The sequence below is a fragment of the Thiothrix eikelboomii genome, from assembly GCF_900167255.1.
In the GTDB taxonomy this organism is placed as follows: Bacteria; Pseudomonadota; Gammaproteobacteria; order Thiotrichales; family Thiotrichaceae; genus Thiolinea; species Thiolinea eikelboomii.
The window spans coordinates 33,405-57,397 of the sequence record NZ_FUYB01000025.1; the positions used below are offsets into that span (position 1 = coordinate 33,405).

Annotated in this window: 20 protein-coding genes and 1 pseudogene; 14 read left to right on the top strand and 7 right to left on the bottom strand. The window is 46.4% G+C overall.

Annotated elements, in window-relative coordinates; genetic code table 11:
* Positions 1 to 167 precede the first annotated feature (167 nt).
* Entirely contained in the window at positions 168 to 1,046 is an 879-nt protein-coding gene (locus B5D50_RS17915) for a toll/interleukin-1 receptor domain-containing protein (protein WP_078924041.1), read from the top strand.
* On the opposite strand, the gene B5D50_RS17920 is transcribed toward B5D50_RS17915, so the two are convergent.
* Genes B5D50_RS17920 through B5D50_RS17930 form a run of 3 tightly spaced genes read right to left on the bottom strand, consistent with a single transcriptional unit; the run spans position 1,043 to position 5,316 of the window.
* Positions 1,043 to 2,662 carry a GMC family oxidoreductase gene (locus B5D50_RS17920; protein ID WP_078924042.1) on the bottom strand — a complete coding sequence of 540 codons (1,620 nt, stop codon included), beginning with the start codon at positions 2,660 to 2,662 and terminating at the stop codon, positions 1,043 to 1,045. The genes B5D50_RS17915 and B5D50_RS17920 overlap by 4 nt on opposite strands.
* Complete coding sequence (locus B5D50_RS17925; RefSeq protein WP_078924043.1) at positions 2,643 to 3,860, bottom strand: mandelate racemase/muconate lactonizing enzyme family protein; 1,218 nt, start codon at positions 3,858 to 3,860, stop codon at positions 2,643 to 2,645. The genes B5D50_RS17920 and B5D50_RS17925 overlap by 20 nt, the downstream gene beginning before the upstream one ends.
* 31 nt (positions 3,861 to 3,891) lie before the next feature.
* Entirely contained in the window at positions 3,892 to 5,316 is a 1,425-nt protein-coding gene (locus B5D50_RS17930) for an aldehyde dehydrogenase family protein (protein WP_078924044.1), read from the bottom strand.
* Between the two features lie 237 nt (positions 5,317 to 5,553).
* Between B5D50_RS17930 and B5D50_RS17935 the strand changes: the two genes are divergently transcribed.
* The 11 genes from B5D50_RS17935 to B5D50_RS17980 all read left to right on the top strand — a co-directional run bounded on the left by B5D50_RS17935 (position 5,554) and on the right by B5D50_RS17980 (position 18,197).
* Positions 5,554 to 7,275, top strand: a complete 1,722-nt coding sequence (locus tag B5D50_RS17935) for an ABC transporter substrate-binding protein (protein ID WP_078924045.1) — start codon at positions 5,554 to 5,556, stop codon at positions 7,273 to 7,275.
* Between the two features lie 130 nt (positions 7,276 to 7,405).
* Entirely contained in the window at positions 7,406 to 8,338 is a 933-nt protein-coding gene (locus B5D50_RS17940) for an ABC transporter permease (protein WP_078924046.1), read from the top strand.
* A gap of 10 nt (positions 8,339 to 8,348) precedes the next feature.
* Entirely contained in the window at positions 8,349 to 9,245 is an 897-nt protein-coding gene (locus B5D50_RS17945; protein ID WP_078924047.1) for an ABC transporter permease, read from the top strand.
* 11 nt (positions 9,246 to 9,256) lie between these two features.
* Positions 9,257 to 11,344: an ABC transporter ATP-binding protein gene (locus B5D50_RS17950; RefSeq protein WP_078924048.1), complete on the top strand. Its 2,088-nt coding sequence runs from the start codon at positions 9,257 to 9,259 to the stop codon at positions 11,342 to 11,344.
* Between the two features lie 29 nt (positions 11,345 to 11,373).
* Positions 11,374 to 11,892: a lipocalin family protein gene (locus B5D50_RS17955; RefSeq protein ID WP_200807136.1), complete on the top strand. Its 519-nt coding sequence runs from the start codon at positions 11,374 to 11,376 to the stop codon at positions 11,890 to 11,892.
* 39 nt (positions 11,893 to 11,931) lie between these two features.
* Entirely contained in the window at positions 11,932 to 12,138 is a 207-nt protein-coding gene (locus B5D50_RS17960; protein ID WP_078924049.1) for a hypothetical protein, read from the top strand.
* Complete coding sequence (locus tag B5D50_RS20780; protein ID WP_268807822.1) at positions 12,125 to 12,250, top strand: four helix bundle protein; 126 nt, start codon at positions 12,125 to 12,127, stop codon at positions 12,248 to 12,250. The genes B5D50_RS17960 and B5D50_RS20780 overlap by 14 nt, the downstream gene beginning before the upstream one ends.
* Positions 12,251 to 12,395: 145 nt before the next feature.
* Positions 12,396 to 12,668: a hypothetical protein gene (locus B5D50_RS17965; protein WP_078924050.1), complete on the top strand. Its 273-nt coding sequence runs from the start codon at positions 12,396 to 12,398 to the stop codon at positions 12,666 to 12,668.
* A 1-nt stretch (position 12,669) separates the two neighbouring features.
* Complete coding sequence (locus B5D50_RS17970) at positions 12,670 to 13,197, top strand: GNAT family N-acetyltransferase (RefSeq protein WP_200807137.1); 528 nt, start codon at positions 12,670 to 12,672, stop codon at positions 13,195 to 13,197.
* A gap of 248 nt (positions 13,198 to 13,445) precedes the next feature.
* The gene (hppD, locus tag B5D50_RS17975; RefSeq protein WP_078924051.1) at positions 13,446 to 14,528 is read left to right on the top strand and encodes a 4-hydroxyphenylpyruvate dioxygenase; all 1,083 of its coding nucleotides are present in this window, start codon (positions 13,446 to 13,448) and stop codon (positions 14,526 to 14,528) included.
* Between the two features lie 129 nt (positions 14,529 to 14,657).
* On the top strand, positions 14,658 to 18,197 hold the full coding sequence (locus B5D50_RS17980) for a hypothetical protein (RefSeq protein ID WP_078924052.1): 3,540 nt from the start codon (positions 14,658 to 14,660) through the stop codon (positions 18,195 to 18,197).
* A gap of 446 nt (positions 18,198 to 18,643) precedes the next feature.
* Here the strand turns inward: B5D50_RS17980 and B5D50_RS17985 are convergent, their stop codons facing one another.
* The 3 genes from B5D50_RS17985 to B5D50_RS17995 form a co-directional block, all read right to left on the bottom strand.
* Entirely contained in the window at positions 18,644 to 19,006 is a 363-nt protein-coding gene (locus tag B5D50_RS17985; RefSeq protein WP_078924053.1) for a hypothetical protein, read from the bottom strand.
* A 117-nt stretch (positions 19,007 to 19,123) separates the two neighbouring features.
* Complete coding sequence (locus B5D50_RS17990) at positions 19,124 to 19,702, bottom strand: YceI family protein (RefSeq protein WP_078924054.1); 579 nt, start codon at positions 19,700 to 19,702, stop codon at positions 19,124 to 19,126.
* 5 nt (positions 19,703 to 19,707) lie between these two features.
* Complete coding sequence (locus tag B5D50_RS17995) at positions 19,708 to 20,271, bottom strand: cytochrome b (protein WP_078924055.1); 564 nt, start codon at positions 20,269 to 20,271, stop codon at positions 19,708 to 19,710.
* Positions 20,272 to 20,662: 391 nt separating this feature from the next.
* Between B5D50_RS17995 and B5D50_RS18000 the strand changes: the two genes are divergently transcribed.
* Positions 20,663 to 21,844, top strand: coding sequence for a sigma-54-dependent transcriptional regulator family protein (locus B5D50_RS18000; RefSeq protein WP_078924056.1), 1,182 nt, complete (start codon positions 20,663 to 20,665; stop codon positions 21,842 to 21,844).
* Between the two features lie 114 nt (positions 21,845 to 21,958).
* Here the strand turns inward: B5D50_RS18000 and B5D50_RS18005 are convergent, their stop codons facing one another.
* On the bottom strand, positions 21,959 to 23,512 hold the full coding sequence (locus tag B5D50_RS18005; RefSeq protein ID WP_159448676.1) for a phospholipase D family protein: 1,554 nt from the start codon (positions 23,510 to 23,512) through the stop codon (positions 21,959 to 21,961).
* Positions 23,513 to 23,804: 292 nt separating this feature from the next.
* Here B5D50_RS18005 and B5D50_RS18010 point away from each other — a divergent pair.
* Positions 23,805 to 23,993 (top strand): annotated as a pseudogene (locus tag B5D50_RS18010) (hypothetical protein); the annotation flags it as partial.

Below are 23,993 nucleotides of genomic sequence, written 5' to 3' on the forward strand. Positions count from 1 at the left end.
AAAGCTTAGTATAGCGTAGCGCTTGAAAACCATCGAGTTTGCCTTACTTTCAGTTAAAATAGTCTATGCTCAAAGGAGGGTGGTTTTAACACTTAAAGTGTTTAAACGGCCTAGGCTATTGGCGAGTGAATAGCTGTTGAGCGTTAACAGCGACAAGAAGGCTTAAGATGATGCCCCGCATTTTTATTTCCTATCGACGTGACGATTCTGGTTATATTGCAGGTATGCTCGCTGAGCGTTTAGAGGACATGTTTGGCTCTGATTCGGTGTTTATTGATGTCGATGCCATTCCCTTGGGGGTTGATTTCCGCGAATATTTGAATCAAGCCGTCGCGAAGTCGGATCTAATGCTAGCACTGATGGGTAATGATTGGTTAAATGTAAAAAATACGCAGGGGTTGCGCCGTTTAGATGATCCTGCGGATTTTGTGCGGATTGAAATTGAAGCCGCGTTGAAGCAACAAATTCCGGTTATTCCCGTGCTACTCGAGCAGGCGCGTATGCCATTGGAAGCTGAGTTGCCATCGAGTTTGCAGCCCTTAGCCTTTCGGAATGCCACTGAAATACGTTCAGGGCGGGATTTAAATTATCATATTGAGCAATTAATTAGAGGGCTTAAAACTCACTATAGTCGCCCTCTCAATAAGCCGAGTTCGCCGAGTTCGGAGATCCAAGCGCCCAGCGTAGCCACGGCAAAACCCTCCGTTTATCCAGAACATCCAACTGAAGGATTAGCAGCTCCATCAACGACAGGCCAAGAACCGCCATCGGTTAATCTGGCTAAGTGGTTATTAAGATTTGTAGGTGCTGCAGTGAGTTTGGCTTTAATCATCTGGGGTTTGAATGCTCTACTCGGTTCTAATTCTGACGAAGCTCAGTATCCGCCAGCGGGTTTATCGACCTATGATTCACCGGTACTGATTTCGCCAACTCCAGCAACTATTGAGCGCATAGACCCTGCCACTAACCAGCCCAGTGAACCACTATCAACCGACAATCAAACTAAGCGTTATCCGGCTGATACTAAAGTGAGGTCGGCTGACTAGTTCAAGATCAAATTCGCTGCTCGTTCTGCCACCATCATCACGGCGGCATTGGTATTGCCTGAAGTCACATTGGGGAAAATGGAGGCATCTACTACCCGTAAGCCGTGCACACCATGCACTCGCAACTGACTATCTACGACGGAATCGGCTGCTGTTTTGCCCATCGCACAACTGCCACAGAGATGATAAATCGAGCCAGCGTTGGCGCGGAAAAATGCCAGCATTTCTGTATCGCTTTGTACCTGTGTACCCGGAATTGTTTCTGCGGTAATCACGGCTTGCAAGGCAGCACTCTGTACCAACTTGCGCATTAAGCGGCTGCCCGCTATGACTTCTTGCTGATCTTGAGTAGTGCTGAGGTAGTTCGGATCAATCGCTGGTTGTGCATGTAAATCTGTACTTGTGGCATGCACATTCCCACGACTAGTCGGGCGACAGGTGGCGAAAGCGAGTAGCACACCGGGATAGGGATCAGTCTTAATAGCGACCTTGCCATCTTTGGGAATGGTGTAAGACAGTGGATTAAAATAAAGCTGCATATTGGGCGCGGAAAGTTTCGGGTCGCTTTTAAAAAAACCACCAGTTTGATTCACGCTTAAGGCTAAAGGGCCAGAGCGGGTGAGTAGATATTGCAAACCCATTCGAGCTTGCCCAATGAGTGAATTGAAGCTTTCGTTCAGGGTTGGAACTTTAGTCTTGTAGTAGTAACTTGCGCATAAATGATCCTGTAAGCGCTCGCCAACTTGGGGCAGATGTTGAATGACGGGAAGGCCTAGACTCTGTAAGCGTTCACCCTGCCCAATACCCGAAAGCTCTAGCAGCTTTGGGCTGTCGATTGCACCTGCACTCAGAATGATTTCACGTTTGGCAGAATAAAGTGCAGGTTGGTGTTGATGTAGGCGGACAGCACAAGCACGTTTATGGGCATCGAACAGAATCTGCTCAACCCGTAGGCCTGTTTTTACGGTTAAGTTTTTTCGATTCAAAGCAGGCTGTAAATAAGCCCGTGAGCTAGAATCACGAATGCCATTTTCGATATTGACATCGTATACCCCGAAGCCTTCCAGTTGTGCGCCGTTGAAATCAGTGTTTTCAGGATAGTCTAGTTCTCGACAGGCCGCTAAGAAGTGCTCACAAACTGGATGCATGCCAGAACGTAAAGAGCTGATATGGATTTTGCCCTCGTGTCCATGCCAGTTTGAATCGGGATTCCAATGGTTTTCTAGCTTTTTGAAATAAGGTAAAACCGAGTCATACGACCAGCTAGTATCACCCGTCGCAGCCGCCCAATCATCAAAATCGCGTGCCGCTCCCCGCACATAAATCATCGCATTGATCGCACCTGAGCCACCGCGCACCTTGCCACGAGGTACATAGAGCTTGCGGTTTTCTAGCTGAGCTTGGGGCGTGGTATAATACATCCAGTTATAGCGCGGATTGTAATAGAGCTTGCCATAGCCCATCGGTAGCTTGAACCACGGATGATTATCTTTACCGCCCGCTTCTAGCAGCAGCACGCTAAACTCACCCGAGGCACTTAAGCGTTCCGCTAAGATACAGCCCGCTGAACCCGCGCCGATAATAATATAATCGTATTCAACCTTTGGCGGGTGCATGGTCTTTCAGATCATAAGGAGTAGGGTGCATTTGTAGATGTAAACCTTCACCGGTATAGGGGCTATGGGCAGCTACCACCTCCCAATTCACTTCAATACCTAAGCCGGGTGTCGTCGGTGGAATGAGATAGCCATCCTCCCAATGAATCGGTTGATGCAAAATCTCTGCATAAAAGCCACCCCAAGTTTCCATGCTTTCTTGAATCAAAAAATTAGGGGTTGCAGTGGCTAATTGAATACTGGCGGCCGCTCCAATCGGGCCATTGTAAAGATGCGGCGCGATTTGGGCATAATAAACTTCAGCAAGACTGGCAATTTTTTTGCCTTCTAAAATCCCACCGACACGCCCCAAATTCATTTGCAAAATACGGGCAGCACCCGCTTGCAAGAGGGCAGCAAATTCATATTTAGTGGTTAAACGCTCGCCTGCTGCAATCGGGATAGTGGTTTTGCGGGCGACTTCGGCCATTGCCTCCGGTTGCCCCGGTGGGACGGGTTCTTCAAGCCACAGCGGGTCATAAGCTTCTAAGCGCTTGGCAAGGCGAATGGCAGAGGCTGGCGTCATTTGCCCATGCGTGCCGAATAATAAATCACATTGATCACCCACGGCTTCACGAATCAGCTGGCAAAATAACTCGCAGCGCTGCATCACTTCCAAGGATAGGTGATGCCCGGAATAAGCAGTATAAGGCCCTGCTGGATCAAACTTCACGGCGGTAAAGCCTTTTCGCAGATTCTCCGCAGCTGATTCTGCCGCTAAGTAGGGATCGCTATAATCGTATTCGCCTGCGGTATTTTTGGGATAGAGATAAGTATAACAGCGCAGTTTTTCATGAACTTTGCCACCGATCAGTTCATAAACGGGCTGATTCGCAGCTTTACCAATAATGTCCCAACAAGCCATTTCTAGACCGCTGACTATTCCCATCATGCTTAAATCAGGACGCTGCGTGAAGCCGCTCGAATAGCATTGCCGATAGAAACGCTCGATATGATGCGGGTCGTGGCCATACAAATAGCGCTGGAAGACATCCTCAATCATCGGTATTTGGGCTTTTGGGTGAAAGCTTGCCGAGTAAATCTCGCCGACGCCTTCAAGCCCACAAGCAGTTTTTAAGCGCACAAAGAGCCAATACCTACCACCAATGTGGGGAGCGGGAGTGGCGACGCTATAGGTTTGTAGTTCAGTGATTTTCAATGGGTATTTCTCTTTTTAGGCTCGCTTCCACTTAGGCGAAATTTAAGGCTACCATCCGAGTTTGGGTAAATTCCAGCATCCCATGTTTGCCATCATCCCCCCCTAAACCGGATTTTTTCCAGCCCGCATGATAACCCTGATAAGGGTCAGCTGGCGTGCGGTTGATATACAGCTCACCCGCTTCAATTTGCGTCGCCACCCGCATCACATCCTTGTAGCGATTAGTGAATAACACCGAAGCTAAACCATATTGATGATCATTGGCTAAAGCTAAAGCCTGATCTAAGTCTTGATAGGGCATCACACAGAGTATCGGTGCAAAGGTTTCATCCTGCATCACCGTCATCGAGGGGTCGACCTGACTGAGTAGGGTGGCAGGATAGAAATAGCCTTGACCTTCTGGTAGCACCCCTCCCACTTCACACACCGCCCCCGCTGCTAAGGCTGCTTGGACTAAAGCATGGGTTCGAGTTTGTGCGGCTTTGCTGATTAAAGGCCCCATCGCTTGCGGTTGCTCTAAGCGATTGGCAAAGCGGCGTGCTGTCATTGCTTTGCGCAGCAAAACCAGCATTTGTGGATAGACAGCGTGATGTACATAGACCCGCTCTACTGCCGTACACAATTGCCCACAATGCGTAGTTTTTGAATTAACAATTGCTGTGGCAGCGGCGAGTAAATCCGCATCATCCGCGACAATTGCTGGGGTTTTACCCCCAAGTTCTAAAGAGACTTTAGTAATCTGCGTTTTGCTGTAATCAAGAATTTGCCGACCAGCCTCCACGCTACCCGTTAGTGAAATAATTCCGATTGCAGCGTGGCGGCAGAGTGTTTCACAGGTGGCATGGTTCATGGCTGCGATCTGGATGACCCCGATGGGGAAGCCTGCTTGCTCTACAGTTTGTGCAAGAGCTAAAGCTGAGCAAGGGGTGTGATTGCTCGGGCGTACAATGACGGTATTACCTGTAATCAAAGCAGGTGCGAGCTTACGCAGTAGGGTATAGATCGGATAGTTAAAGGGAATTAAACAGACCGCTACCCCGAGAGGTTCACGTAGCAATAATAATTGCTCCGTGGGGCTATCGCTTGGAATCACTTCGCCTTCAATCCGCCGGCTCCATTCCGCATGATAGCGGGTGATCTCAGCACCATAGCGTACTTCAGCAATTGCATCAGCGAGGCTTTTGCCGGATTCACTGGCGAGCAGCGCACCTATTTGCTCATCATCCAATAGTAAAAAATCTGCAAGTTTATGCAAATAGCCTGCCCGTTCGTAACTGGCTAATTGCCCCCACGATTTTTGGGCTTGCTGAGCGGCTTGAACGGCTTGTAGGATTTGTGCTTCGCTAGCAAGCTTCAATTCAGCAATGATCTCTTCAGTGGCGGGGTTATCGACTTGCAATAATTCGCCTTCACCTTTTAACCATTGACCCGTGAGATAGTGTCGGTCATGCGCCATTGATGCCTCCGTTTGCAGATGTCTGCTCTGTGTGCAGGTGCTCACTATAACGTTTTTTTTGTACCTTGCCAGATTAATCAAATAGATGTCTGGTGTTTTTGTGCGATGCAGCAATAAAAATGTTGCAGTTTCTGCTTTCTTGAACTTGTAAAATTAATAGAGTAGCATCGAAGCCCTCTCTATCTCTGCTCTGCCACTTTTCTCTTAAATCCACTCAAAGCTGAACTGGAGAATGCTATGTCTAAATTTCCGGAAGCTGATAAGCACCCTATGATTCCTACGCTTATTGCTGACCTTGAGAATAAAAAAATTTCACGTCGTGAGTTCCTACGTACAACAACGCTTTTAGGTGTGTCTGCTGTGACGGCTTATGCCGTAGCAGGTACGATTCTGGGTGAGAAACTGATGCCAGCGGCACTGGCTGCGGAAGAAACACCGAAAAAAGGGGGCGTGTTAAGGGTTTCGATGCCGGTTCAAGAAATTACTGATCCGGCACTGTTTGATTGGACTGAAAAGTCGAATGTGGCACGCCAGTTCCTTGAGTATCTGACGATTACCGGAGCGGATAATATAACGCGCCCGATGTTGGCAGAGAGTTGGGAGGCCAATGCTGATCTGACTGAATGGACGTTCAAACTCCGTAAAGATGTTAAGTGGAGCAATGGCGATCAGTTTAACGCCGATGATGTGGTGTTTAACTTCACTCGCTGGCTGGATCCAAAAACGGGTTCATCCAATATTGGTCTGTTCTCCGCGATGGTCAAAGATGTTGACACGGGCGAGAAAGATGCAGACGGTAAGCCTAAAATGACCAAACAGATGATTGAAGGCGCGGTCACCAAGGTGGATGATTTCACCGTTAAGCTCAAAATGAGTACCCCTCAATTAGCCATTCCCGAAAACCTCTATAATTACCCTACGGCGATCGTGCATCGCAATTTTGAAAAGGACGGGAAGGATTTAATTAAGAATCCGATTGGTACCGGACCTTATAAATTGGATAAGTATAAGGTCGGGGAGATTGCGGTTCTGAAGCGTTCTGACCAGCCTTATTGGGGCGGCGAGGTTTATCTGGATGAAATTCAATATATCGACCATGGCCCAGCTTCTACTGCACAGTTAGCCGCCTTTGCTTCTGGGCAAGTAGATACGATTTATGAGTTTGATATTGCCTCTTATGCCTTGGCAGAAAGTGTAGCGAACTCAACGATTTACCCTTCACAATCCTCGCAAACGGGTTGTATCCGTATGCGCGTGAGTGAAAAGCCGTTTGATAACAAAAAGCTACGGCAAGCCATCCAAGCTTGTGTTGATCCTGAAAAATATGTACAGACTATTTATCAGGGCAAAGGCGGTTTAGTGGCTGAGCATCATCATGTCAGCCCGATTCACCCTGAATATGCTGAGTTGCCCAAGCTCAAACAAGACCATGAAAAGGCCAAGAAACTCTTGGAAGAAGCTGGTTTTAAAGACGGTATTGAGCTGAGCTTGGACTGTGGCAATACCAATGGACCTTGGCAACAACAAGCTTGTGAAATCCTCAAAGAGCAGTGCGCACCCGCAGGGATTAAGATCAATATTAATTTAATGCCAGCGGCTAAATACTGGGAAATTTGGGATAAAACTCCTTTTGGTATCACAGCTTGGACGCATCGGCCTTTGGGTACGATGGTGCTGAGTGTCGGCTATCGTGCAGGCGTGCCTTGGAATGAAACTAATTACAATAACCCTGAGTTTGAGGCGGCTTTAAATAAAGCAGAAGCTCTGCTTGATGTCGACAAGCGTAAAGAAGCCATGAAAGATGTGCAGCGCATTCTGCAAGAGGATGCGGTGATTGTGCAGCCGATTTGGCAGTCTAATTTCTTTGTGGCAACTAACAAAGTGAAAGGTTTGAAGGCACATCCAACGCAATATCATCAATTCAGCACGCCTTATAATAAGGTCTGGCTTGATGCTTAGGTCTTAGTCTTAAACTGGAAGCCCGCTTTTTAGCGGGCTTTTGGTCTTGCCACCAAACAAACCACAGTGAGTGTTTCTGCATGATCTAATCGAGTGAAGCAGCAGGCTGTGATAGGAGGAGTGTTAGCTTATGATCGTGTTAGCTGCCAAACGGCTAGTAGCGATGCTGCTGATCATGTTGGTTGTGTCGTTTATTCTATTTTCTTTATTTGAGGCCGATAAAATGGCGGTGGCGGGTAAGGTATTAGGCCCTTATTCATCCGTCGAACAGCGGGAGTTATGGCTGAGTCAAAACGGTTATGATGCCCCTTTTTTAACTCGTTATGCCGCTTGGATGGGGAAGGCCGTCACGGGTAATTTTGGCGATTCGTTGCAGTATAAGGTGCCCGTTTCGGAGCTGCTGGTGGATCGCTTGCAGAATACGGGGATTTTAACCCTCGTCTTTTTTATCATTCTGATCCCTGTCTCACTGACTTTAGGCGTGCTGGCAGGGATGAAAGAAGGCTCGTTTCAGGATCGTGCTATCTCAGTGGTGTCTGTCTTGACGACTTCTATTCCTGAGTTTGCGACCGCTACCTTTTTAACGGGGCTGTTTGTTTATACTTGGCATTTATTACCGGGTACGTCCAGCATGACCAATGGGTTTAGTTGGAAAGAATTAATCCTGCCGGTGATGGTATTAGTTATTTACGACTTCGGTTATGTGACGCGCATGACTCGCGCTTCAATGGCAGAGGTGATGACTTCGCAATATATCCGTACAGCAATTCTCAAAGGTCTACCGTATAAACGGGTGATTATGCGTCATGCCTTGCGTAATGCCTTGATTGCTCCCTTCACGGTGATTGTTTTGCAACTGAATTGGTTGTTATCGGGCTTAGTCGTGGTCGAGGTGTTTTTTGCTTATAAGGGCTTTGGAACCTTGCTACTCGATGCGGCTTTATTCGGGGATATCTATGTGATTGAAGCCTGCGTGATGGTGGCGGTGTTCATTGCGGTGTTCTCGCAATTTATCTCGGATATTGGCTATACCTTGCTGAATCCTCGAATCCGGTTTAGTTAGGAGTAGGGCAATGACGACACAAGTGAAACTAGAGACAAATGAAATCCCTCAGCGTGAATCTGGATTTAAGCGTTTTTTCAAAGCACTGATACTGATGCGTGAATCGCCCATTGGGATGGTGGGCTTAGTTCTGATTCTATTCTGGGTGGTGATGGCGGTGATTGCACCCTTGCTACCTCTATATGATCCCAATGCCATTATGCTGCCCTTCCAAAAAATCGGGGCAGCTGCACCGGATGGTGGGACTTTCTGGTTAGGCACGGATCATAAAGGCCGTGATATTCTTTCACGGATTATCTGGGGTGCACAAAAAGTATTGGTCTGGGCGACCTTTGCCACCTTGGTGGCATATATTGTCGGCATGCTGATGGGGGTCGTCGCTGGCTATCTGGGCGGTTGGGCCGATGAGGCCGTATCTTTTATTGCGAATGTGTTCTTATCTTTTCCATTTATTATCCTTTGCATCATTATCGTGGCGACTTTAGGCGCGAGCGGTTGGACGATTGTGGTGGCGGTCACTTTTGCCTCCGCACCACAAATCATGCGGATTGTACGCGGCTTGGTCTTGGACTTAAAAACTCGGGATTATATTTTTGCTGCTCAGACCCGTGGCGAATCACCTTGGTACATTATGTTGGTTGAGTTGCTACCGAATGCGCGTGGGCCTTTGATTGTCGATGCCTGCTTGCGTTTAGGTTATACCGTGGTAGCGATTGCGACCTTAGGCTTTCTAGGCTTGGGGTTACCTCCGCCTGATCCTGATTGGGGCTTAATGATTAAAGAAGCCGTACCTTTAGGGGCTTTCGCGGGGCATTCGATGTATTTACCGGCTGCTGCTTTAGCCTCGTTGATTCTGGGCTTTAATCTGCTCGCGGATGGTTTACGTGAAGTTTCACTACGGGATTAAGGAGTAGACTTATGGCTAATACAACAGCAGTGATTCCAGTCTTGGAGTGTAAAAACGTCAATATTTCTTATTACACCCGTGCTGGGGAAATTCCGGCGGTGGTTGATTTTAATTTGACCGTGATGCCGGGTGAGTCAATTGGCATTGTCGGTGAGTCGGGTTGTGGTAAATCCACCGTCGCGCTTGCGATTATGAATTATATGGGCAAAAACGGGCGCGTGAAAAGCGGGCAAATTCTCTTCAATGGCCGCGATTTGCAGGCGATGAGCGAGGATGAATTACGCAGTATTCGTGGCTCGCAGATCAGTATGGTCTATCAAGAGCCAATGGCCTCACTCAATCCTTCCATGAAGATTGGCGAGCAGCTGATGGAGGTGCCGCTCTATCATGAAGATGTAACGCAAGCGGAAGCCAAACAACGTTCATTGGATATGCTAGCAGCCGTCAAATTGCCCGATCCGCAACGGATTATGGACGCTTATCCGCACCAAATTTCGGGGGGGCAGCAGCAGCGGGTAGTGATTGCAATGGCTTTATTATCTAAGCCAGCCTTGCTGCTATTGGATGAGCCAACCACGGCACTGGATGTGACAGTTGAGGCGGGGATTGTGCAATTGATTAAGGAAATCTCCAGTCAATTTGGCACTTCGATGATTTATATCTCGCACAATCTGGGGTTGATTCTGGAGACTTGTGATCGGATCACGGTCATGTACTCAGGTGAGGCTGTGGAAACGGGTTCAGTGCAAGCCGTCTTCAATGAAATGCGCCATCCGTATACCCGTGGCTTATTTGCCTCGATTCCTTTACCCGGAACTAATAAAAATTCACGTCCGCTGGTGCCGATTCGGGGGCAATTACCTTTGCCACAAAACCGTCCACAAGGTTGCTATTTCGGCCCGCGTTGTGATTTTTTCCAAGCAGGCTGTTGTGACCAAGAAGCTGGGATTAGTATGCGCCCTGTGCTGCACGAAGTCCGTCATGAGGTGCGCTGTGAGCGCTTTGAAGCGATTGACTGGCAAAGCTATCACCCTGAAGGTTTGAGTGGTGAGCAGGCGGAAATTGGTCAAGTCGTGCTCGAAGTTAAACACATGAAAAAGTATTACGAGCTAAGCGATAGCTCGCTCATGGCATTCATTAAGGGCAAAAAAGTCCAATATGTGAAAGCGAATGAGGATATTAATCTGCTGGCTCGAGAGGCAGAAACGGTCGCTATTGTCGGTGAATCAGGCTGTGGTAAAACCACGTTTGCCAAAGTTTTAATGGGTTTGGAGGAGGCCACTGAAGGCCAAGTCATTTTGAATGGTTTGGAATTAGGGCATACGCCGGTGCAGCAACGTAAAGCGCAAACGGTCGCGTTATTGCAGATGGTTTTTCAAAATCCGTTTGATACCCTCAACCCTAGTCATACGGTTGGTTCGCAGATTGCCCGGGTGATTAAGAAGTTTGATGTTGAATCTGATCCAGAAAAAGTCAATCAACGGGTTTTAGAACTCCTTGATTTAGTTAAACTCCCGCGTGATTTTGCCCTGCGCCGTCCTCGACAGTTATCCGGTGGGCAAAAGCAACGGATTGGCATTGCCCGTGCGTTTGCGGGTAATCCAGCCGTAGTGGTTGCGGATGAACCGGTTTCAGCCTTGGATGTATCAGTACAGGCGGCGGTGACGGGGCTGCTCACGGATATTCAGCGTAATTTAAAAACTACACTGCTGTTTATTAGCCATGATTTGTCAGTGGTGCGGTATGTTTCAGATCGAATTGTGGTGATGTATCTTGGGCGGATTATGGAGCAGGGTACGACTGATGAAATTTTTAATCCACCTTATCATCCGTATACCGAGGCACTTTTGTCGGCCGTGCCGATTGCCGATACTTCGGTGAAAAAGCGCCATATTGTGTTGGAAGGTGAATTACCTTCTCCGGTGAATCCACCTTCGGGCTGCCCTTTTCAGACACGCTGCCCGCGCAAAATCGGCGCAATCTGTGAAACCCAATTGCCGTCTCTGCAACAAACGGCCACCGGACATGCGATTCTGTGCCATATTCCTATGACTGAATTGAACTTGGTGGAGCAAGTGATTCAGATGGATGCGGCTTGAGTCCGAGTAGTCTAGCTAAGGGGTATACTATGCTGATGAAGCGTTGGTTTTATTTATTTCTAGGGCTGTTATTTTTGTCTGCCTGTGCGGGGACTCCAGAGGGTATTCAGCCAGTTACTGGCTTTCAAGTTGAGCGTTATCTAGGCAAATGGTATGAAATTGCTCGCCTTGATCATCCCTTCGAGCGGGGTTTGGAACAGGTGTCGGCAGAATACAGTCTGCGTGATGATGGTGATCTTCGGGTTTTGAATCGCGGTTTTAATACCAGCAAACAAAAATTTGAAGAGGCTGAAGGTCGGGCTAAGTTTGTCGGTCAACCTGATGTCGGGCAATTAAAAGTCTCCTTTTTTGGCCCGTTTTATGGCGGCTATAATATCGTAGAACTGGACCCAAATTATCAACATGTATTGGTTACAGGCAATGACCGTGACTATTTGTGGATTTTGGCACGCACTCCACAGCTAGAAGCAGCGGTACAACAGCGGCTGGTAGAAAAAGCTAAAAGCTTGGGCTTTGCTACGGATCAGTTGATTTTTGTGAAGCACTGAGCGTTTAGTTAGTCATTCCGGCTTAAGGGCTTAGCCATCATGAGTGAAACCAAGGTATTTGTCTCCTATTCTTGGCGGGTCGAACGCGAGACGGGCATCGTCGCGGAACTTGAACAGCACTGTTCATCCCGCCGTCTCCACTTGTTGCGGGATAATAATGAGATCAAGCACGGTGAATTAATCCAGCAGTTCATGGATAAACTCACGGGTGGCGAGCAGGTGATTACTGTAGATGCCGATCTTTAGTAAGACCTTTGATTTGCTGACGTGGTTGCTGCAGGTGACACGGCATTTCCTCAAGATGCACCGCCATGACTTCACCAAGCGCTTGTTGGATGCGGCGTTTGATGCTTATTAATGCACAATGAGGCTAAAGGTTTCCTCGATTACTTCAGTCTGCTGTGTGTCCATGACCTGAAGGCCTTAAAACAATAAGCTTGCCCTACCAGTTGTTTAGTTTTATAGTCTGAAAATAAAATTCTACAAATTTGTAGAGAGTGACTATGAATAGCACAGTAACCCAGATTTCAGCTTATATTTCTGAAGAGACCAAAGGCCAGATGGAGTCTTACGTTAAACGTAAAGGTGTAACCAAGGCTTTTTTGATCGAAAATGCCTTACAGCATTTTTTACAGGCTTTGCGTGAGTTACCGGAAGACCTGATTGTACCAGCCCGTTTAGTGGTGTCTGAAGCAAGCTTAGAGCGTATAGCAGAGCGGCTCAATCAGGATGAGGATCCAACCCCAGCCTTACGTGCTTTGATGGCCAATAAATAGAATGCCTGACTTGCAAATTCAAATTCGTCGTTTGGAAGCGAGTGATGAACGTGTACATTTTCAATCTGGTGATATTGAGTTAGATCGCTTTTTCCAGCGCTTTGCTGGGCAAAATCAGTTTCGCCATTATGTAGGCACAACTTATATTGCGCTTTGTGCTAATCAATTAGCCGGTTATGTAACCGTCAGTAGTGGTGAAATCACCGCCGAACAGCTAGCAGCAACAGTGCGTAAGCGCTTGCCAGATTATCCTTTACCGATTTTGCGCCTTGCCCGCTTAGCAGTAGATCAGGTTTTTCAAGGTCAAGGCGTGGGCAAATTGCTACTCAAAAGTATGTTAGAGCTGGCTTTGCAGCAGCGTGATCAGTCGGGTTGTGTCGGTGTAGTCGTCGATGCGAAGCCGCAAGCCGTTGCGTTTTATAGCCGACTAGGATTTGAGCCTTTAGCAACGGTGAGTGGTGAGCTAGGCAGTCGGCCAGAACCACAGGCCCTGTTCTTGCCAATTCAGGTTATCGCCAAGAGTATTTGATTTAAGCCCATTCTGCTGGGTAGTAGGTTTTTGCCTTTGGTTTTAAAGGTTCTTAGCAAGCCTGCTGTTTTTGCTGTATAACTCTAGTCAGCTTTTCTTATTCAGAGTCTTAAGTTACTTTAAATGAACCACTTGATCATCGGACAACACCTTGCACGCAGCATTCGTGGGCGTCCGGTCAGTCCGCCTTACGCAAAATAAGTTCTCGCTGAGTTGTCACGTCATCTTATTCTTGTGGAGTTTTGATCATGTCTGATTTATTTGAAAATCCAATGGGTTTAATGGGCTTTGAGTTTGTTGAATTCGCCTCACCCATCCCGAATGTGTTAGAGCCTTTATTTGAAAAAATGGGCTTTACCCTCGTTGCTAAGCATCGTTCCAAAGATGTGCTGTTGTATCGCCAAGGCGACATTAATTTCATCGTTAATCGTGAACCTAAAAGTCTAGCAGGTTATTTTGCAGCGGAGCATGGTCCGAGTGCTTGTGGCTTAGCTTTTCGGGTCAAAGATGCCCACAAAGCTTATCAACGTGCTTTGGAATTGGGTGCACAACCGATTGAAATTCCTACCGGACCGATGGAGTTACGCTTGCCTGCTATTAAAGGCATCGGTGGAGCACCTTTGTATTTAATCGACCGCTTTGAAGAGGGTAAGTCGATTTACGATATTGATTTTGAATGGATCGAAGGCGTGCAGCGTCATCCACAAGGCTATGGTTTTAAAGTGGTTGATCATCTCACCCATAATGTCTATCGCGGACGGATGGCTTTCTGGGGTGCTTATTACGAGAAGCTGTTTAATTTTCGGGATATTCGTTATTTCGATATTAAAGGTGAATACACGGGCTTAACTTCGCGGGCGATGACAGCACCGGATGGTTTAATCCGTATTCCGCTGAATGAAGAAGCTGGGCGCGGTGGCACTGGGCAGATTGAAGAGTTCTTGATGCAGTTCAATGGTGAAGGTATTCAGCATATTGCGCTGCTTTCCGATGATTTATTGGCAAGTGTTGATTGCTTGCGCCAAGTCGGTGTGCCGCTGATGAATGCGCCGAATGACAGTTACTATGAGATGCTCGAAGAGCGGTTACCTCAGCATGGTGAACCGGTTGATGAACTAAAACTGCGCGGTATTTTACTCGATGGCAGCACCAAGGATGGGCAGCCTCGCTTATTGCTGCAAATTTTCTCGCAAACTTTATTAGGCCCGGTGTTCTTTGAGTTTATTCAGCGTAAACAAGATCAGGGTTTTGGTGAGGGAAATTTCAAAGCCTTATTTGAATCCTTAGAGCGTGATCAGATTCGGCGGGGTAGTCTTAAGGCGGAGGCCTAGGTTGAAGCTAGCTTTTCAATAGCAGTTGGGAGGACTTGTTTGCTCCCAACGGTGTTTGTGTGGTTGTCATTTAGCAACTAGTCAATTGTGCACAGCAAACGGTGTCTTGCTCTTTTATACTTGTAAGCTATGCATGACGATTTTCCTCAAACTAAATATAGTCATAATCTCCCGCGTGCCAAGTTATTCTTACGCGCACGTTTAGCGTGGCTGTGGGGTTATCCACTCGCTGCGCAAGATCAAACGCTGACTTGGCAAAGCCTTTATTTCCCAGGGCCTTGGGATCAGCAAATCAGCCAGATTCAAGCGGCAGATCTAGCAACAGCAGCTTATAACTATCAACGTTTAGTGCATGCATTTCCGCGTGCTTTGCCCCAAATCGTTGGTGTGGTGGAGGTTTGGGAACAACGTGTGAGTTTAAAGCTGCAAGCCGTGCGGGCTGTATTGGAAGGTAAGGAAATTCAGCCTTGGCAAACTTTGTTATTAGCAGAGCAGGGGCAAGCACGATTATTGCGCCAAGTGGAGCAATTCAAGCTTAGGCAGCCACAACTGTCGGTGTTACTCGATGCTTTTGCATGGTGGCTATCGCTTGATCCCAAAGCTTTAGAGCAGGCAGTTACTTGGATTGAGCAAGAGCAAGTAGCACTCCACCGAGTGTTAGACAGCTTTCCAGAAGGCATTAAGATTTGTGCTTTGCTATTTATTCTCAGCCAAGATTTAAGCGCAGCCCGTGTTACTAGTTTACTCACTATCCTTGCTGACCCTGCATGGCAAGAAGGTGGTGCTTTTGCGTATAACCGCTTTATGCGTGAGCATCATGTTTACTTTGAGTATTTTCCGGCTCAAGAAAACGGAGCTAGGCTTGAGCTACCCACCCTGACCCAAGCCGTTGTTGAAGTTGATGCTTGGCAGCGATGGCTAGAGCAGTTAATCACCCTACCCAATAAAGAGCGCCGCCGCCGCCTTGATCTGTTGCTGAAATTGCTATCCCCTGCTGTCTTCAGGGTTTGGCAGCAGCAGTCTGAGCATAGTCAACTGTTCTTGATGGAGTTTGAGGACTTAGCGAAGCAATATCGCAAGTTCGGTCATCAAGTTGGCCAACTCAGTCAATATCAGAAGAGTGTAAGGAAAGAGCTTATCAAAGCGGTACAGTTAGCTTGGCAGACATTTGGGCAAAAAGAAGACTGGTTTATTGATAACTTGCCAACTTGGCTGGCCGATTTAAGCAAGATGAGTGATAGCTTCGTCTATCAAGCTTTAAGTGTTTTAGACACTCAGCTACAGCGTTTACCCGCTACTAGTCGCTGGCGTCAGCCTTTAATCCTCCTCAAGGTATTTACGCATTGGCAATTAATTCTAGCAGCTGCCTGTGAGTACGATCTGAATATCAATGTACTTCGACGCTTTAAGCTAGTGTTGGGCTGGTGGCTCAATTATTTGCAAACAGCAGCTAGCGCAAAAGCCTTAGAGCAGCGCCTAGAACCTTGGGCTGCTTTAGATGTTTATTATTCAAGCAGGCAGCGTCGACCTTCACGCCCACGTCCACCTTTACATACGCTCGAATATGTCATGCTGACTGAGGATGGTATCTTGGGGCGTGAGGCTGTGTTCTTGGCTGAGTTGGCTAAGCTTTGTGAGAGTGCGCCGGATAAAATGGGGGATGGGCTTAGTTTTTATTATTTCTATCTAAGGACTTTTGCTCATTGGCCACACGGCGCTTATTTTCAGCAATTCCATGCGCTTAATATTGATCCAGATTTTGTCGAAGGCCGTTTAGTCAAAGTATTTGATAATTTTTTAGTCAAAGATCCTTCCCCAGAGCAGTTTAGAGCCTTATTAGGCTTATGGGAAATGCTAGAAAATACTACAGATTACTTTCAAGCCAAGCAGTTATTCGAGGTCTTAGTCTCTCTAAAGCAGTCTGCTTATCAGGGGATTTATGACTATTGTCTAAGACATAAAGCTTGGTCTTTACTGCAGCCAGTCACTGAGTTAATCACACTGTTTAAGCCGGGTGAACAAGTACTGCCCCCTAAACAGCTAGTCAGCAGTGATTTTGCAGATTACCCAATCGCTTTGCGATCGGCCTTAACTTTGTTGGCTCATTATCACCCGCAAGCAGAGCAAGTTACAGAGCGGATATTGGCAGACATCAAACCTTCCACCACTAAGCTTGAGCAAGAGCTTGAGTATTTGCAGTTAAAGCTAGCTAGCTGTACGGATGATGGAGGGTTAATGCCTTTAAAGCAGCGCCTAGCTAATTTACAACGACGTTTACAACAACCCGATACTGGCAGCAAACCACCCTCAGCCAAACGATTGGAACGCTTAGCTTCCAAGCTAGAAAATGCTGCTTTACATGCATTTTTTACCGTTTGGGAGCAGCACAATTTTCAGACCTTACACGCGCAACTTCATCGTGCATTCACACTAGAAACCATTCCTGATGAGTGGTTAGCGGATAAACATAAGTTGCGTTCATTGCTCGGGTTGTCCACTTTAGACCCGCCAGAGCGGCGTATAGTCAGTTTGCTTTGTCAAGCGCAAATGCAGCAGGCTTATCCCTTAGTGACAGCACCTGCTAATCAAGCGTGGCTAAAGAAAATGCAGGCTAAGGGTTTGAATTTAAAACCTTGGGTGGAAGGGCTTGAATTAAGCAGTCAACTAAGTCTAGAAAGCAAGACGATGCCAGTGGAGATGCGCTTTGCCAATAATATATTTGAAGTGTTTCGCATGGGTGATCATTTTCAAACCTGCCTAAGCCGTGGTGGGGTAAATTTCTTTTCAGTGGTGGCAAACGCCGCAGATATTAATAAGCGTGTACTGTATTTTTTTGATACTGAGGGCAATGTATTAGGGCGGTGTTTATTAGCGATTTCTGATCAAGGGCAACTCTTAAGGTTTTATCTGTATAGCCACTTGCCCAGTGAGGCTATCAACACTTGTTTACAGGCTTTTATGAGTGAGTTGGTTCAGCAAATGGGGGCACAATTAGGCTTGACTGGCACTGTTGCTAAGTTACTTGCAGCGAATTGGTATGATGATGGCATTGAAAGTTCATATCTAGACACTGAGGGCAAGGTGTTTGCAAGTTTAATGTCGAAGCTGGCTACCTTGACTGCGGATAATATCTTTAAAGTTGTACAGGACGCTTTTGCACCTGAAGTAATTAGCGAGTTGGGTGTGCTCCATATCTTGCGTTGGCCTGCTCTAATACATCGCTTTGATTTAAAGCTGAGTTTAGCCTTAGCTGGTAGGCAGCACTTATTATTGAGTGAGTATGCCTTACGTGAAATTGTACGCATGCTGCTGCTCATGGACACTAAAGGTAAATATAGTGAAGCCGAGAAAAGTGCAGCAATTTGGACTTTAGCCCAAACTTGGCTATGGGAAGGTTTGTACGAAGATATTCAGTCTACCGGCAGCTTTAATACTGATGAAATGAGCTTGCTTATTGAACAGCAACCTTGGCAGGCCTTACGCTTATTTCACTGTTCTAAACGCCGTACTGAACGGCGGACGGATGTTTATTTCCGTCAACGTATGGACTTTTATCACGCTAAAACCTTGATAGCAGTTCACCGTTTACGCTCCGCTCAGAAAATAATTAACCAACTAGCAGCGCAAGGCTATAGCGAGGAGGACTTAGCGAAATTGCGAGTGACTTGAGGCTAATGCTAAAATCGAGGGATTGCTAATTTGCAAATAGCGGGTTAGCTATTATAAAAATCGCGGAGCTTTATGCTATAACAGCTAAAACACTATGGCGAAAGAGTAGGCGGTTTGTTGGAGGTGGTGTTGTATACGGGGAAGCAGTGAGCGCACATTACCGAGCCTACATGCAGCAATTCCCACGGTAGATGCCGTAAACTTGCCTGACGCAGGTCGACATACAAAGCTAGTGGCTGTGGTATCTGCTGAATGAGCCGCAACTATCCGTTACTGTGCCGATCAACCTAATTGAACAAGCCTTATCCGTGTTGTTTGCTCATCAAACACCCGCAACTCAAAGCGTGAGCCATCCTTGCGGAACAGTTCTAGTATGTAATACTGCATAAAAGTCTCCAGTCAATATTCCCTTCACTCCTTGCAAGAGAAGGCTGGCGATAGGGTCTTCAAACTTCTTTCAACACGGCCTTAATCGCCGCTAATGACCCACTGACCTGCACTTTTTTGCCATCGTCAGTTTCAATTAGTACCTCCACCTTGCGGCTTTCCACATACTTTTCCAGTACTTTGGCCAATGCCGATAAACCGCCTTGCTTGCCCAGAAATACAGTCAGTGCACCACCCGCTGCTACTGCTGTGGCGACAATCATCCCCAGTGTTGCCGGGTCACCGCGAGTCGCTTCTGTATTGCTTGCTGTGGTGAGTTGCACATCGGTATCTAACCCGACCTGTTGCAGGTCTTGTGCTAATTGTATGGATAAATCTTGTATGAGCGCAGCATCATCGCCACGTAATAGGATAGTCGCCATGAAAACTCCTTGATAGTCCTTAGATAGGTGCCGAAGAGTTTAGCATACGCAGCCACTCGCTTAACTTGAACTTGGGATATTGGCTTGAATATCCCAAGCAAAGCGGAATTTACGCGCTTATTTTTTCACGCCTTCCACGGACAAAATTAGCTCAACTTCTTTTGAGGCAGGGCCTAAGTCCATGCTAATACCGTAGTCAGCTAAAGCGAATTTAGCCGAGCCTTCAAAACCGCGCCGGAAGCCACCCCAAGGGTCTTTACCCGCACCTGTTTCACGTACTTTAATTTCTAAAGGCTTGGTCACACCTCGTAACGTGAAATCGCCCATTAAACTACCTGTGCCATCGCCATTGGGTTTGTATGCAGTGCTCACAAATTTAGCTTCTGGGAATTTTTCTACTTCTAGAAAGTCACCGCTGCGTAAGTGCTTATCACGTTCAGCATGATTGCTATCTACGCTGGTGGTTTTGATGGTGACTTCAACTTTAGACGCATCCGGCTTGGCTTCGTCAAAGCTAAAGCTGCCGCTAAAATCATTAAAGCGACCATATAACCAGCTATAACCTAAGTGTTGGATACGGAAATTGACAGAGGCATGCTTACCTTCACTATCAATGGTGTAATCATCGGCTTGCACGAGTGCAGTGCTGCCTAATAAACCTAAAGCCAATACCGAGCTTGCTAATAAACCTTGCATGTGGATTATCCTTCGTATTTTGATGAACGGCCTAACATACGAGTTAGGGTGTTATCTTTCCAATAAACATGATGAAAAATGGCTGCTAATGCGTGTACCGCGACTAACAGCATAAATAAACTGGCTGCGATCTCGTGGACTTCACCGGCTAGTTCGCCACGTTGCTCATTGCTGGCTAACAAAGCCGGTATTTCAAACCAGCCGAATACTTCAATACCTTGACCTTTTGCGCTAGAAATTAAATAACCACTGATGATCAAAACGATCACTAGCGCATATAAACCTAAGTGGCCTAACTTAGCGAGCTGATGCATAAAGCCCGGTACGACTTGAGAAGATGCTGGTTTGGGATTAGTTAAACTCCAAATCAGGCGAAATAAAATGGCAAAGCCTAATAAGATGCCAAGGCTTTTATGCCAATAAGGTAAGGTGTGATAAAGCGGATCGTAGTAAGTGAGGCCACGCATGTAATCGCCTACAAAGTACATACCGATCAGTAAGATAGCCATCAACCAATGTAGGCTGATTGAGACCCAGCCATAAGTATTATGAGTATTGCGTGCTTGCATCAAACTTTCCTAGCTTGTGTGGTTTTAATCTTGAGCACTACTCTAGATAATTGTTGAATGTTAGGGAAGTACGCTTAATTTTAAGCATTATTAACTACAAGTTAAAAACCTAGGGTTTTATAGTGCGTAAAATGCAGAAGTTTTTCTTCTTGATCGAAAATATAAATTTTTTCGATACTAGAGAAAGCTTAACTCTTTTTTAACAAAAAGCTTTGTTGTAGGATGTGCGTGTTAGGAGGAGAGGCTCCCGTTCTTCGGGCACATACCCCGTCAGCATTGCTCGACGGGGGAAGTGCCGTGCGCCATAATGTTACCCAACATAGCTAAATTTATCCTAATTTAAATAATTTTTAGGGATATGTGTGTAGCCAATCCTTGTTAGGAGTATGGGATGATACCGGTTCGAGCGAGCGACTATCTGATGCAGCGCCGTCGTGTCACTGAAATGCAGTGGTCACGCTTTATTTCAGGTAGTGCGAAGGTGCGTGAACGTATTTTGCGCCCAGATATTTATGCATCTTGGCAGCGTTGTGCTTTGCAACTTAGCCCTTATTCACAAGCTCAAGCATCTATCGGTGAAACTTATCTTGTCCAACAACGTTGGCAAGACTCACCGTTGCGTGCGGCTGCCCAGCGTGAGCGCGAACAGATCATGCAATTAGCGCGTGAAGGCTCATTGGTCGCCGCTTTAGCGGATATGCACGGATATTTGTTGTGGAGCTTTGCGAGCGCACATATGCAAGCACGAGCTGAAGCGGTCAATTTCATGGCAGGCAGCGATTGGAGTGAAGAGGCTAGCGGTACGAATGCGGTGGGTTTATGCTTGAAATTAGGCGCTGCGACCACGGTATTTGCTTCTGAGCACTATCTAGCTTTTATGCATGATTGGGTCGGCTATGCTTCACCGATTATACATCCGCAGACTGGGCAAATGATGGGGGTGTTAGCGATTTCTAGTACTTGGAATCATCATACACCCTTAGGGCAAGCAGCGGTTTGTGAGCTAGCACGGGCGATTGCTGAGCATTTACCGATTTGGCAACCCCGAGCCGAGTTAGAGCTGCAGGCTTTAGGTACACCGAAAGTCATTTTTCGCGGGCAGGTGCAGCGTATTTCTCAGCGGCAATTAGAGATCCTCTGTTTACTGGCCTTGAATCCGCAGGGTTTAACCTTGGATTCTTTTCATGCGGCTTTATATGGGGATATGCCGATTACCATTTCCACTTTAAAATCGGAGCTTTCACATTTGCGTCGTTTATTGGATGGGCAGATTGGTTCACGGCCTTATCGGTTACTGATGCCGATTTGGGCTGATTTTATTGATGTGTGGGAGCGCTTGCGTTCGGGGCGTGTCACCGAGGCTGTTGAACTGTATCGAGGTTCTTTTTTGCCCCAATCGACTTCACCTGAGTTAGAGGAATGGCGTTATTGTGTTGATGCGGTGATGACCCGTGCGGTCGATGCTTGTGGTGATTTTTCAATCTTATTAGAGAAAATGCGTTTGGGGTCACGGGGAAGTGTGCTGGTGCGTGATCGTTTAGCGGAGTTACTACCTGAAAAAACGCCATCCTAAATCAACCACTCTATCAAGGAGCAGGGATGGCAATGCTATCCCTGACTCAGACCTCTAAACTAAACTTTTATCCCATTGATAGCAAGTTTATAGCAGGTTCTAAAGTTTGCAGTTTTACAACAACCATTCCACAGGCAACCAAGAAATCACCGTGATAACCACCCGTTGGAAACTGCTCATTTCGGGTTCAACGGAAAGAGTAATTCCATTAGCGTTATCAATCCATTGCAGTTTGCCTTGGTCGGTGAGTTGCACTTCATAAGCCTTTTGTTGCATATAAAGATGAGTTTGTGCTACTGAGTTAGCGCCATAATCGGGTTCTTCAAAAATAATCCCCATTTCAGTGTTATGGATGGCCGAGCGTGGATCAAGATTGAATGAACCGACAAAAATAGTTTTTTGATCGACTACGAAGGCTTTAGCATGCAAGCTTGCGCGTTTAGAGCCTAACAGCTCAAAGCCTTGATCGCCTTCGCTATTTAGGGGCTTTAATTCATACAGCTTGACACCCATCGCTAATAATTGCTTGCGGTAATTAGAATAACCCGCATGCACCGCCGCTACGTCATTCGCTGCGAATGAGTTAGTTAAAATAATAATTTCAACTCCACGATCTCTTAAGCTTTTAAACAGCTCTAAGCCGAATTTGCCCGGAATAAAATAAGGTGAAGAAATAACCAATTCTTTTTGAGCACTTTTCATTAAATTAGCAATTTCTTTCGTGATATTGCCTTCAGTATCAGAAAAGCTCGCAATTACCTTTTCAGGATGGTCATAAATAACCTTCATATCTGCATAATAGGTCTTATTGCCGATGACATTCAGCAAGTTTTGGATAGCGAGATGATTTTTTTCAACCTCTTGCCGATAAGAATTCAAGGCTGTACTCGACGCAGACTTCCATTGGTTAAAGCGTTCATCCGTCGCAGCCGTATTGAGTTGAGTGATATCGAAGGCTAAACCGCTATACCAGTATTTATCAAAGGCTGCAGTCACATCTTGACCAATTTTACCGGCTGACAATAAATCGACATCAGCGAAGGCGACTTCAGTTTTGAAGCTAAAATATTCATTACCAATATTACGTCCGCCGACAATAGTCATTACTTGATCAACCGTCAGAGATTTATTATGCATCCGCCGGGTTACACGTGGAAAACGGGCTGGGTATTCAGGTATACGGAACTTACGTAGATAGAAGGGGTTGAAAATCCTGACTTGGAGAGTCGGGTTTTCTTGGACTAAGCGTACAAAAATCCCATCCCGACTGACCATATCCATATCATCTAGCAATAAGCGCACCTTCACTCCACGCTTTGCGGCCTCTACGAGCGCTTGTAAAATGGCTTGCCCTGAATCATCGTCATGGAATAAATAGTACTGAGCATCAATCGTTTCAGTAGCGACATCAATCAGCTGTAAGCGATTTAATAAAGCGATATGTGGATTGCCCAAGGAGTAAACTAAACTAGAGTGCGTATTGCCTGGTGCTTTTAATAAGCTGTCGGTTAATTGATGCAAGGGGTTTGATTGACTCAAGCTGCTCGCCGGAGTGGCTTGAGGGCTAACCACGAAGGATCTATTCCCGATTAAGCGTAATAGCAATAAACCAATGGCTAATATGATTAGAAAAGAAATAATGGGATGTACTTTTACAAATGAAAACACGGTGGCTTTCCTCATCTGATAAAAAGAATAGGGGTAATTAGCTCTAATAATTGTAGCAACTCATTTTTATAAAAGCGCGTGAGTTTTATTTTTTAAGGTTTGGTAGTTGATGGACTGTGTTTAAAAGATTGATTTTAAAGAAAAAATGTCATTTTTTGCTGAGTAGTTCAATAAAAATACCTCTGTACACGACAAAACATTTAACCCATTGATTTAGTGAGTTGACTACCTATAAAGATGAAAGTCCATCGCCCCTATGTTTTACTCTCTAGTTACCACACAGGAGAGCGAAATGGATCTGAGCGATGGACTGAGAGACAGTTTAAAAGCCTATTTAGGTTGGGGCAAGCCCCGTCTGGATTGTTTTGTATCAATGCTGCTGGCGCTGCTGAATGCGCGTCAAATGAATCTGAGCTTGTTGGCCGTGCATATAGACAGCGATACAGAAATTGCCTCTCGCTATCGACGGATGCAACGTTTT